At 68.9% G+C, this 11,458-nt stretch carries 11 protein-coding genes and 1 tRNA gene; 6 read left to right on the top strand and 6 right to left on the bottom strand.

What is annotated here, in order from left to right:
* Window positions 1-135 precede the first annotated feature (135 nt).
* Complete coding sequence (locus tag AB7P10_RS02070) at window positions 136-1,023, bottom strand: alpha/beta hydrolase (RefSeq protein WP_428292166.1); 888 nt, start codon at window positions 1,021-1,023, stop codon at window positions 136-138.
* A gap of 96 nt (window positions 1,024-1,119) precedes the next feature.
* Between AB7P10_RS02070 and AB7P10_RS02065 the strand changes: the two genes are divergently transcribed.
* The 4 genes from AB7P10_RS02065 (at window position 1,120) to AB7P10_RS02050 (ending at window position 4,197) form a co-directional block, all read left to right on the top strand.
* Window positions 1,120-1,881: a GntR family transcriptional regulator gene (locus AB7P10_RS02065; RefSeq protein WP_428292165.1), complete on the top strand. Its 762-nt coding sequence runs from the start codon at window positions 1,120-1,122 to the stop codon at window positions 1,879-1,881.
* A gap of 115 nt (window positions 1,882-1,996) precedes the next feature.
* Complete coding sequence (locus AB7P10_RS02060; RefSeq protein ID WP_428292164.1) at window positions 1,997-2,908, top strand: NAD(P)-dependent oxidoreductase; 912 nt, start codon at window positions 1,997-1,999, stop codon at window positions 2,906-2,908.
* A gap of 32 nt (window positions 2,909-2,940) precedes the next feature.
* Window positions 2,941-3,016, top strand: a tRNA-Ala gene (locus AB7P10_RS02055).
* Between the two features lie 611 nt (window positions 3,017-3,627).
* On the top strand, window positions 3,628-4,197 hold the full coding sequence (locus tag AB7P10_RS02050; RefSeq protein WP_428292163.1) for a GNAT family N-acetyltransferase: 570 nt from the start codon (window positions 3,628-3,630) through the stop codon (window positions 4,195-4,197).
* Between the two features lie 219 nt (window positions 4,198-4,416).
* Here the strand turns inward: AB7P10_RS02050 and AB7P10_RS02045 are convergent, their stop codons facing one another.
* The 4 genes from AB7P10_RS02045 to AB7P10_RS02030 all read right to left on the bottom strand — a co-directional run bounded on the left by AB7P10_RS02045 (window position 4,417) and on the right by AB7P10_RS02030 (window position 7,800).
* Window positions 4,417-5,139: a flavodoxin family protein gene (locus tag AB7P10_RS02045; RefSeq protein WP_428292162.1), complete on the bottom strand. Its 723-nt coding sequence runs from the start codon at window positions 5,137-5,139 to the stop codon at window positions 4,417-4,419.
* 271 nt (window positions 5,140-5,410) lie between these two features.
* Window positions 5,411-6,442 (bottom strand): 3'-5' exonuclease, encoded by a 1,032-nt coding sequence (locus AB7P10_RS02040; protein ID WP_428292161.1) that lies wholly within the window; start codon window positions 6,440-6,442, stop codon window positions 5,411-5,413.
* Window positions 6,443-6,493: 51 nt separating this feature from the next.
* Window positions 6,494-7,123, bottom strand: coding sequence for a glutathione binding-like protein (locus AB7P10_RS02035; RefSeq protein WP_428292160.1), 630 nt, complete (start codon window positions 7,121-7,123; stop codon window positions 6,494-6,496).
* Window positions 7,120-7,800: a DJ-1/PfpI family protein gene (locus AB7P10_RS02030; RefSeq protein WP_428292159.1), complete on the bottom strand. Its 681-nt coding sequence runs from the start codon at window positions 7,798-7,800 to the stop codon at window positions 7,120-7,122. The genes AB7P10_RS02035 and AB7P10_RS02030 overlap by 4 nt, the downstream gene beginning before the upstream one ends.
* Window positions 7,801-7,897: 97 nt before the next feature.
* On the opposite strand from AB7P10_RS02030, the gene AB7P10_RS02025 reads away from it, so the two are divergent.
* The gene (locus tag AB7P10_RS02025) at window positions 7,898-8,902 is read left to right on the top strand and encodes a GlxA family transcriptional regulator (protein WP_428292158.1); all 1,005 of its coding nucleotides are present in this window, start codon (window positions 7,898-7,900) and stop codon (window positions 8,900-8,902) included.
* Between the two features lie 16 nt (window positions 8,903-8,918).
* Here AB7P10_RS02025 and AB7P10_RS02020 read toward each other — a convergent pair whose 3' ends face one another.
* A complete protein-coding gene (locus tag AB7P10_RS02020; RefSeq protein ID WP_428292157.1) occupies window positions 8,919-10,286 on the bottom strand; it encodes a tetratricopeptide repeat protein in 1,368 nt (455 codons plus the stop codon).
* A 190-nt stretch (window positions 10,287-10,476) separates the two neighbouring features.
* On the opposite strand from AB7P10_RS02020, the gene AB7P10_RS02015 reads away from it, so the two are divergent.
* Window positions 10,477-11,454, top strand: coding sequence for an AraC family transcriptional regulator (locus AB7P10_RS02015; RefSeq protein ID WP_428292156.1), 978 nt, complete (start codon window positions 10,477-10,479; stop codon window positions 11,452-11,454).
* Window positions 11,455-11,458: the final 4 nt, after the last annotated feature.

Here is an 11,458-nt window from a genome sequence, read left to right as displayed (position 1 = left end):
TGCCAACGAGGTCATCGGCGACCGGGGTGACCGGCGCAGCGAAGTCAAGGAGGAGAGGCGGCGCAGCCGCCTCGGGGGACATGAGCGGAGCCGGTCACCCCGGTCGCCGATGACCGGAGCCGCCGGAGACAAACCTCAGACCGAGAGCAGCGACCCCACCATCCCGTGCAAGCGCGACCTCGGATCGACCAGCGCATCCACGATACTGAAGTGGTTCAGCCCGGGCAGGGCTTCGCACACCGGCACCACGCCCGCGCCCCAGGCCTGCTGGATCAGGCGGTTGTGGCGCAGGAACTCGTCGCTCTCCAGCGCGCCCACCATGGCGCTGAGCTGGCCGCGGCCCTGCGGGCGCACGGGTGGCGCCGGCAGCCACGCCGGGCTGGCCATGGCCACCTGTTGCGGCGTGAGGTGCAGCGACGCCTGCACCGAGGGCGTGTGCATGATGGGCTCCAGATCGAACAGGCCCGACATGGCCAGCGCGTTCTTCACCAGCGACACCGGCAGGTCATCGCCCAGGCGCGTCCAGTCGCAGGCCAGCATCATGGCCGCCAGGTGGCCGCCGGCCGAATGCCCCACCACCGTGATGCGGTCCGGGTCGCCGCCGTGCGCGCCGATGTGGCGGTACACCCAGGCCAGCGCCAGCACCATCTGCAGCGTGATCTGGGGAACCGTCACCGCCGGGCACAGCGCGTAGTTGGGCACCACCACGCAGGCGCCGCGCTGCACGAAGGGTGGCGCGATGAACGAGTGGTCGGACTTGTCCAGGCTGCGCCACCAGCCCCCATGGATGAACACCAGCACCGGGGCAGGCGGCGAGCCTGGCTTGCGCTGAGCGGGGAAGATGTCCAGCGTCTCGCCCGCACCGTGTCCGTAGCTCACATCAATCAGGGCACGGCCACTCTGGCGCGCCGCCGCGGAGTCCCGGGCCCAGCGCTCAAAGTGAACGGGATGCTCGGGCACGCGGGCGCGGTTGTTGTACTCGCGCTCCAGCCAGGCGGGGTCGAAATCGGCAGAACTTTTCATGGTGGGGCATTGTGTCATGGGGTCTTTCTCCGAACGGCCATCCTCCCGGGGGGTATTGCCTGTATTCTGTATACGGAATTCAAACCGCCCCGCCCCATGACCCTTCAGCCGTTCAAGCAAGACACCGCGCCCGACCTGGTCGACCAGGTCTACCGCGTGCTGCTCGACGCCATCAGCGACGGCTCGCTGGCCCCCGGGCAACGCATCACGCAGGACGAACTCGCCGCACAGTTGGCGGTCTCCCGCCAGCCGGTCATGCAGGCGCTGCGTCTGCTGAAGAAGGACGGCTTCGTGCAGGACGCGCCGTTGACGACCGGCCCCGCCGGGCGCAGCCGTGGCCTGCAAGTCACGCCGCTGGACACCGGCTGGATTGCCCAGGTGTACGAAGTGCGGGGCGCGCTCGACAGCCTGGCGGTGCGGCTGGCGGCCGAACGTCGAACGGTGCTCGACCCCGCCCTGTTCACGCGCGGTCGCGCCGCGGTCAAGCGCGGCGACATCAAGGCCATGATCGACGCCGACCTGGCCTTCCACACCGCGCTGTACCGCGCGGCGCAAAACCCGCTCATCGAGCAAAGTGCCCTGCTGCACTGGCACCACATCCGCCGAGCCATGGGTGCGGCGCTGCAGACGGCGCTGCTGCGCGAACCCGTGTGGGACGAGCACGAAGCCATTGCGCGCGCCGTGGCGCAGGGCGACGTGGCGCGCGCCATGGCCCTGATGCAGGAACACGGCAGCCTGGCCAGCCACGTGCTGAGCACCCAGTTGAACGCCCGACCACAAACACCCGACGACGGCCCGCCCCCGGTGGCGCGCAAGATCCGCAACCGACAACTCCGTGGACATCGGCTGCTCGCGTAGCCGACCCACTTGCGCGCGGTTTCCGGGCCTGGCCCGGAAACCGCCTTTTTTTGCCCTACATTGAAATCACTCGACGCCCGTCGCATCCCGAACCTCCGATCCTGCAGGCCCTGACGTGAATACCTCCCCCGCTCCCACCACCGCTTCGCTGTCCTCCCTGCGCGTGGCCGTTCTTGGCATCGGCATGATGGGTTTTCCCGTGGCACGCCGCCTGTGCGAGGCCGGTTGCCAGGTCAGCGTGTGGAACCGCTCGCGCAGCAAGGCCGAGCGCCTGCAGCCAATGGGCGCGACCGTGGCCGACACCCCGGCCCTGTCCGTGGCCCGGGCCGACATCGTGATCACCCTGCTGGAAGACGGCGGCGTGGTGGAAGACGTGCTGTTCCGGCAGGGTGTCTGTGAAGCCCTGCGCGCTGGCGCCCTGGTGGTGGACATGTCCTCCATCCAGCCGCGCCAGGCGCGCGACCACGCGGCGCGCCTGGCCGCCCTCGGTGTGCACCACGTCGACGCCCCGGTCTCGGGTGGCACGGTCGGCGCCGAACAGGGCACGCTGGCCATCATGGCCGGTGGCAAGCCAGCCGACTTCGAGCGCGTGCGCCCGCTCTTCGAGGTGCTGGGCAAGCCAGTGCACGTGGGGCCGCACGGCGCCGGCCAGCTCGCCAAACTGGCCAACCAGATGATCGTGGGCATCACCATCGGCGCGGTCGCCGAGGCGCTGCTGCTGTGCGAGAAGGGCGGCGCCGACATGGCCCGCGTCAAGGAAGCCATCACCGGTGGCTTCGCCGACAGCCGCATCCTCCAGGTGCACGGCCAGCGCATGATCGAACGCGACTTCACCAAGCGCGGCGCCGTGGCCGTGCAGCTCAAGGACATGCGCAACGCACTCACCACTGCGAACGAAATCGGCTTCGAGGCGCCCATCACGCAGCTGTTTGAACAGCTCTTCGCCCAGGCCGCCGATCACGGCCTGGCCGACCTCGATCACTCGGCCCTGTTCGTCGAACTCGCCAGCCGCAACGGCATGACCTGAATCACCGCTTCTTTGCTACCATTTCTGCCCGTGGGGACGTAGCTCAGCTGGGAGAGCGTCGCGTTCGCAATGCGAAGGTCGGGAGTTCGATCCTCCTCGTCTCCACCAATCCCCTTCAAAGGCCTCGTTCCACGAGGCTTTTTTTTCCCTGCGGTGGCTGTGCGTGCAGTGATCCATCCAGGTGATCCAGGTCGTGCATCCTCCTGCCTGAAGACGAGCCGGCGCCGCGTCGCGCAGTGCTGGCGCCACCTGGCAAGGGAACGAATGAGTGGGTCGCCCAGCAGCTGGGTGAAGCGCTCGGCGAAGCCTGAACGCGAAAGCCGATCTCCTGCGCCTGTGCCCGGCTCACCACCGGATCGCGCTGCCCGGCGATCCAGCCAGTGGCTGAGTTGGTCGGGTCCCATGCACGGCGCGCAGCAATTCACCCAGCGGGTCGGCGGAGGGGGTATCCCGGCATGGAAGGCGGGTCGGCAACAAAAGCCGGCGTTTCGGGGATGGCGTGGTGGGAGAGCCGTTCGTAGAGTACTTCCACCGGCACAGCGGGCGCAAAACCACTCGGACCAACCGGCCATTTGCGCAGCCGTTTCAGAAGCGTGGAGCCGAACGCTTGCACGACCTGAACGTGCGCCGACTTTCCATTTCCCCCTATTGCCAAACGCCGATCACTGTCCCGCGCACACACCATGAATGCACCAATTGCCACTCAATCACCATCCGCGTTGCCGACCATCGACCACGAACTTCGCAAAGCCACGCTGGATGATGTCCCGGAGCTGCTTGTGCTGCATCGCGCAGCCCTGCGCAGCTTGAGCCATGGCTACTACAGCACGGAGCAGATCGAGTCGTTCATCGAACACGTGCCGACGCTGGACTTGCAACTCATCCATCAGGGCCGCTACTTCGTGGCCTGCGCGCAGGACAGGCTGATCGCTTGTGGCGGCTGGAGTGCCGATCCACCGGGATACGAAAGCGCCATCGATTTCGGGGCGGACAGCAGCGCATCGGAGGAGCATGACGGCGCAGCCAAGATTCGCGCGATGTACACCGACCCCAACTGGGCACGTCGCGGGCTCGGCCGCCGCATTCTCCGATTGGCCGAACTCGAGGCACTGGGCGCAGGCCATCACCAGTTGTGCCTCGACTCTCTGCTGCCCGGCGCGCCGTTGTACCGGGCATGTCACTACGAGGCGCTCAATCAGTCGGTTGGCATGCTGCCCGATGGCCAACCTCTGGCGGTGTTGCACATGCGAAAGGTGTTGGGGTTCGGCGTCGCGCCGCAGCCGGATTGAACCGCCCCGGTGGTGGGCCTCGTCTCCACCCACTCTCCAGCCAGATCCTGTCCAGGAGACATCCGTCGCTCAGTCCACCGACGCCTGCATGCGCAGGCATTCGGCGGCACATGCGTGGCACTCTTCGGCGCACACCTGGCAGTGGTCCATGGGGTGTTTTGGTTGAGGCGCCCGCTCCACCCCGTCGCCGGGAATGCGCCGGGGCGGAACCCAGCCGCGTCACGGTGCTTCTTCAGCCGGGTTCTCGAAGCCGAAGCGCTCACCGGCCTGCCAGGCCTTGCGGTCATTGCCCTCGTTCGGGAGCCCGCCCGACGACTTGAGCAGGCGGGCCAGATGCATGCAGTTCCAGGTCATGATGGTGGTGTTGCGCTGCGTGAAATCATTGTCAAAGCCCACGCGGCCGCCATCCTCGCTCGCGTCGCCGTAGGAAGGCCCGGGGCCCGCCTCGCCGATCCAGCCGCAATCGGCCTGCGGCGGCAGCGTGTAGCCGAGGTGATTCAGCGCAAACCCGATCGTCATCGCCGTGTGCTTGATGCCGTCCTCGTTGCCCGTGATGACGCAACCGCCTACTTTGCCGTAATAAATGGACTGTCCCTTGTCATTGAGGTCACCGGACATGGCATAGAGCCGCTCGATCAGGACGCGGCAGACCGAGCTCTCTTCTCCCAGCCAGAGGGGCGTTCCCACAATCAGGATGTCGGCCGCCTTCACCTTCTGCCAGATCAGGGGCCAGTCGTCGCGGTCCCATCCCCGTCGCGTCATGTCGGCATGGATGCCCGGCGGCACCTGGTGCGAGAGGAGGTGCACATGCTCCACCGAAACCCCGTTCTTCTCCATGATCGCGGCCGAAGCGCCCAGCAGCAACCTTGTGTGGCTGCGCTTCGCGTCCTTCTCGAGCGACGTGTTGATGAACAGGGCATGGAGATCTGCAAACCGGGTCATGGTGTACCTCGATAACGTGGTAGGGCGAGTCCCTGTGCGAGCCGGCGCACAGCCCGAAGTTCAGGCAGACCATGCAAGAAAGCGTCGCCCGCAGGGGCCGCTGTGGCCGATCACCCGCCGTGGTGGTGGCGGGTGTCAATGGACCCTGCTTGGTCGTTCTCGAAGACGAGGAAGCCGACGACCCGCGGCTATCACCCGTTTGCCTCGATGCCTCGCGCTCGGGGGATACATCGGCATCGAGGCAAACGGCGTGCCCGCGACGGACCGCGGTCTAAAGCTCTCGCTGAGCGAATTCGCCGGACCGTTTCGCGTAGCGCACCCGGCTGTCCAGGCGCTCGACGTCCACACGCGCACCGCGCCGCCCGCCATAGACCTCGGCTTTCAGCCAGGCGAGCTCGGCCTCCAGCCGCTTCTCGTCCGGCAGGTTGCAGCCCCACACCTTGGCCTCGGCGTCCCAGCGGTAGCCGCGCGCCTTGAGCAAGTCTTTCGATTCGAACGGCGAACCGGTCGCGCGCAGTCGGTAGCTGGCCTTCGACGCCACCGCCATCAGCTGCCCGAGGCCGGTGCCCGCGCCCGCGCCCGGCCCCACCGGCCGGCACAGCACCTGCAGCAGCGCGTGGCAGTCCACCAGCGCGCGGTGCGCGTCGTAGAACCAGCCCTGGTCCTGTGCGAGCGCGCTCAGCTTGGACGACCCGGCACCCGCGGCCTTCCAGTCGATGTCGGCGAACGAGCAGGCCCAGGCCTTGTCGGCAAAGACCGGAAAGCGCGTTTCCACGAAGGGGCGGTCGAAGCCGGCGTTGTGCGCCACCATCAGGTCGGCACGCGCCACCATGGCCTGCACCTGCGCATCGTCCAGCCGCTGGCCGCGGACCATGTCGTCGCTGATGCCGGTCACCTCGCGCGCGGTGGCGGGAATCGGCATGCCCGGGTCCTCGAACCCTTCGAAGCACTCCACCGGCCCGAACGGCAGGCCCGTGGCCACGTCCACCTGCACCAGCAGCATGGCCAGTTCGATGATCTTGTCGGCCGGGTGCGACAGGCCGGTGGTCTCGGTGTCGAGCAGCAGCACCTGCCGAACGCCAGCCTGCGCCGGCGCCGGAGCGGGCCCGTAGTCGGTCACGGGGACAAGGCGGCGCAGCACGCGGTAGTCGGCGTGTTGCTCCAGCGCGCGCGCCATGTCTTCCAGGCTGTCGGCAGCCGGCACGTCGGCTGCGGTGGCTGCCGAGGGGCTCTGCGCGGGTGCGACCGCAGCAGGTGCAGGTGCAGGTGCGGGCGCATCGAAATCGAAACTGGACTGGCTCATCGCTGAAGCCTACCCGACTTGCCGCCCGGAAGGGCGGCGCAGCGCGATGCGTCACGCCAGCGTCGGGTAGAGGCGGGCTTCGTGAGCCAGCGTCGCCCCGTAGGCGGGACGGCTCTTCATGCGGGCCCAGTAGGTGTCGAGGCCCTGCACGCCCTGAAAGCCCTCGCCTGATTGCTCACACAGCATCAATGCCCAGACAAGATAGGCATCGGCCACGGTGAAGGCATCGCTCACCAGATAAGGGCGTTCCGACAACCGGTCCGCCACGGTCCGCAACCGGCTGGCGAGCCGGGCGCGTGCCCACTCCTTCACGGCGTCCGGTGCGTCGCGCTGGAACATCGGGTACAGACACAGCTTGTGGATCTCGGTCCCGACGAAGCTGAGCCATTCCAGCAGTTCGTCCCTTGTCGCAGTACCTTCCTCGGGCAGACCCATGCCGCCGCTGCGCGCGAGCGCCAGCAGCACGGCCATGTTCTCGGTCAGCAGGCGCCCATCATCGAACTGCAACACCGGCACCTGACCCTTGGGCGCCAGGTCCCTGAAAGCGGCTCCATCGTCGAGCTGCTGGCGCCGAAGCGACACGGGCACGAGACGCACGGTCAACCCGGTCTCGCGCACCACCAGGTGGCTCGCGAACGAGCAGGCCAGGGGCGAGAAGTACAGTGCCGCCGGCGCGCTCATGCGGCCTCCGCAGTGGGTATGCGCGGCTGGAGCGCCTGCAGGCGCTGCACGCCATCGGCCTCGAACTGGCGCACGATCGCCTGCGCCATGGCGGGGGCTTCGTCGGGCGTGCCATTGCCGAAGGGTGGTTCAGGGTAGTACTCGATACCCAGTTGCAGCGTGCGCGCCACCTCTTCGCCCGCGAGCAGGCCCGCCAGAAAAAGACTGGCGTCGATGCTGGCCGACACACCAGCGCCCGTGACGAGCTTGCCGTCGCGGTGAAAGCGCTTGCGGTTCACCCGCGCGCCGTACGCGGCCACCTGGTCGCGACAGGCCCAGTTCGTCGTCACCTCCTTGTCCCGAATCACGCCCGCCTTGCCCAGCCACACGACGCCGTTGCACACGCCCAGCGTCCAGGTGGACGTGGCATGCAGGCGCGCAATCAGCGCCATGAGGGCGATGTCTTCCAGGCCAGCGTTCACCCCGGGTCCGCCCGGGACATAAAGAATGTCCGTGTGGTCGACCTCTGCATAGGTGCGCCACGCGTGCAGGGCCAGTCGCCGCGTGTCGGCCCAGACCAGTCCGGGGCTCGGCGCAACGAACTCCACATCCATGCCCGGCAGGTTGGCCAGCACCTCATAGCCGCCCACGATGTCCAGGGCGGTGAATCCATCTCGAAGCACGATCGTCAAACGCATCTTGTGTCCTTGGTTCGGTTACAGGAGCCTGCATTCTTGGCGTTCGTGGTGCAATCCGTAATTGGCTGGATCGCCATATTCATGGTGAAATTCGCCAATGCCGAAATCACCTTTGACAGACAGCATCGACATCGCCCTGCTGGCCTACCCCGGCTGCATGGGAACCGAGCTGTTCGCGCTGGCCGACATGCTGCTCATCGCCAACCACATGGCCTTGGCTCTGGCACCAGGCCAGCACCCCGCGTTCGCGACGCGCATGGTCAGCGTGGCGGGCGGTGGCGTTGCGCTGGCTGGGGGCTTTGCCGTGAACACCCAGCGCCTGCGGGGGCAGCCAGCGCGCCTGGTCGTGCCCGGACTGGAGGTCAGCCAGTTCGGGCAGTGGGAACACAAGCTGCGCCCGCTGAATCGCGAACTGGCCTTGATCCGTCGCATGGCGGCACGGGGAACGGCGTTGGCCTCGGTGTGCATCGGCAGCTTTCTGCTGGCCGAAGCGGGTGTGCTGGACGGTCGGCGTGCCACCACGGCCTGGCCCTTCGCCGGTGAATTTGCCGCGCGCTACCCGGCGGTGACGCTGGACGCCAGCCAGGTGCTGCTGGAGGAAGGTGCCGTCATCACCACCGGCGCTGTCAGCAGCGCGTTCGACCTCGCCGTGCATCTGGTCGAACGGCACATGGGGGCACGCGTGGCGCGCGCCACCTCGCGCTTCGCCCTGGTGGGCGCGGCTCGCTCCAACCAGCTGCCCTATGTCGACAACGCCCTGGTGCCCTCGCCCCGGCCGCGCTTCTCGACGCAGGTGCACCGCTGGTTGCGGGCCAGCCTGGGGCAGGCCTACGACCTCGAATCGCTGGCGGCCGCGCTGCACGTGAGTTCACGCACGCTGCTGCGGCGCTACGCCGCCGAAACCGGCCAGACCCCGCTGGCGTGGTTGCAGCGAGCGCGCGTCGACAAGGCCCGGCAGTTGCTGGAATCGTCCAGCCTGGGCCTGGCACAGATTGTCGAGGCGGTGGGCTACCAGGATGTGGCCACGTTCTCACGGCTCTTCACGCGCGAGGTCCGCGAGACGCCGGCGCAGTACCGGCGCAGACACCAACGCACGCGCTGACGCGCCGCGCCCGCGCTCAGGCTGTGACCGCCGCGCGCACGCGCCGCTGGCGGGCTGTTGCGCCGTCACCCAGCCCACGCGCGCGCCGCAGAAAGCCCAGGTTCACCGGGCTGTGCGGGCGCAGCGCCAGGCGCTCGTGCGCGAGAGCCTCGGCCAGGCCGCGTTGCCCGCCGCGCAGCGCGGATTCGGTCAGCGTCCAGTCGATGATGTCGCGCTGCGCATGGCTGCCGCCAAAGCGGTTGGCGATCGCCCGGGCACGGTAGAGGCACTGCACCGCCGTGTCGTGGTCGCCCTGCCAGTGCGCGACGAAGCCCTCGATCAGGTCGGCACCGGTGTCGGCGGCCCAGCGCGCGGCTTCCGTTGCGCCACCGGCGTTGCGCATCGCGTCGCGCAGGCGCTGCACGTCGCGCGGGCGGTCGGCGCCCAGGTAGGCCATCACGGCGTGCCAGTCGTTGAACGGGTAGAGCTGGCCGTCGGCGTGCGCGTCCCAGGCCTGCGCGAGCTCGACCCAGCGATCGCCCACATCCACACCGGCCAGGTGCAGCCGCCACAGCAGCGCCGAGGCGTCCACCATGTCGAGCACCACGGCGCTGCGCCCGGCGCGGATGAGGCCGTCGTACAGCGCGAGCACCTCGGCCGTCTGGCCCAGTTCGAGGTGGCACAGCGCGCCGTGCCATGCGTTGTGCACCTTGAAGAAGTTGTCCTCGCCCGCCCACTGCGGCTCGCGCGCGCGCATCCAGCCAATGCCATCCTGCGGCCGGCCCTGCATCTCCATCACGTGCGCCACGGCGTGGTGGGCCCAGCAGTCCAGCGGCTGGTGCGCCAGCGCTTCGCGCCCCACGGCTTCGGCACGCGCATAGTCGCCGCACTCTTCCAGGCCGAATGCATGCATGCCCAGCACGATGGAGTGGGCCGGCATGTCGTTCGACCAGTGCGGCAGCACGCGCGCGATACGGTCGCGCAGGTTGCGCGCGTTGCCGCGGTAGAAGTCGACCAGGTGCCCCGCCTGCAGAGCCACCACGTCGTAGGGGTGCCGCATGTTGTGGCGATCCAGCGCCAGGGCCGCCTGCGTCCATTCGCCCTGCAGCACGAGTTCGATCGCCGCCGCGTGCGAGGCCTCGCGCTCGTCCAGCGCCATGCCCTGGCGCACCGCGTCCAGCGCCTCGCGCGCCATCGCCACGGCGTCCGGCTCGGTGGCCAGCGCCAGCAGGTGCGCCTTGAGCAGGTGCGCCATGGCGAATTGCGGTGCGGCGGCAATGGCCTCGTCCAGCCGGGCCATGGGGTCGCCGCGGTAGATCTGGAAGGCGGCCACGGCCTGTTCGTAGGCCGTCGCGGCGCCGGGGTTGGCGCCGCTGAGTGCGTGGCCCTGGATGTCGGTGATCATCTCGAAACTCCTTGAATGTGTCTTGGGGGAAACCGGCGGCGAACACGTTTGTGTTCCGGGCGCCGGTTGCGCCCGTCTTGCCGGTGGATGTACTCTAGGAGCCCCCCGCAGCCGGGACAATCGCCAGGACGCCGGCATTTCTTGCCGAAACGCCTGCGCGGCCGGCCCCCCTTTCTCACCCAAGGCCACCATGCCCACCGATCCCCTGGCCGATATCCTGCGCACGCTGCGGCTGATGGGCGGCGTGTTCCTGGAGGCCGAGCTGGCCTCGCCCTGGTGCGTGGTCTCGCAGGTGGAGCCGGGCGACTGCGCCGGCTTCGACCCGGTGCCGCGCCACTTCATCGCCTACCACTACGTGTGCGCGGGCGAGATGCTGCTGCAGGTCGAGGGCGAGGCGCCGGTGCGCGTGGCCGCCGGCGACATCGTGATCCTGCCGCGCAACAACGCGCACCGCCTGGGCAGCGACACACGGCTCACGCCCCTGCCCGCGGCCGAACTGGTGCAGCCGCCCGGCGCGGGCGCGTCACTGGCGCGGCTGGCACACGGCCAGGGCGCGCCGGACGCGCACTTCTTCTGCGGCTTTCTGGCACACGACGACCCGGACGACCCGCTGCTCGTCGCCCTGCCCCGCGTGCTGCGGCTGGGCGTGGCCAACAGCACGACCGGCCAGTGGATCGAGAGTTCGCTGCGCTTTGCCGCGCTGGGCATGTCCGCGGGCGAAGACGTCGCTCCGGCGCAGCTGGGCCGGCTGGCCGAGGTGCTGTTTGCCGAAGCGGTGCGCCGCTATCTGCGCGAACCCGACGCGCCCGGCCAGGGCTGGCTCGCCGGCCTGCGCGACCCCATGGTGGGGCCGGCGCTGGCGCTGATGCACGGCCCGCACGAGCGCGCCTGGACCACCGAAACCCTGGCGCGCGAGGTGGGTCTGTCGCGCTCGGCTTTCGCCGAACGCTTCACCAGCCTGGTGGGCGAGCCCCCCATGCGCTACCTGAGCCAGTGGCGCCTGCGCCAGGCCGCGCGCCGCCTGGTGGAGACCAGCGACCCGATCGCGCGCATTGCCAGCGACGCGGGCTACGAGTCGGAGCCGGCCTTCCACCGCGCGTTCAAGCGCGCGCACCAGAGCACGCCGGCGGGCTGGCGCAAGCGGCACGCGGCGGCCGGCCCGGCCTGAGCGC

Source organism: Hydrogenophaga sp., from assembly GCF_050182545.1.
Taxonomy (GTDB): Bacteria; Pseudomonadota; Gammaproteobacteria; order Burkholderiales; family Burkholderiaceae_C; genus Hydrogenophaga.
The sequence above is the reverse complement of the archived record's forward strand: the minus strand, read 5'-3'. Positions and strand labels throughout refer to the sequence as shown.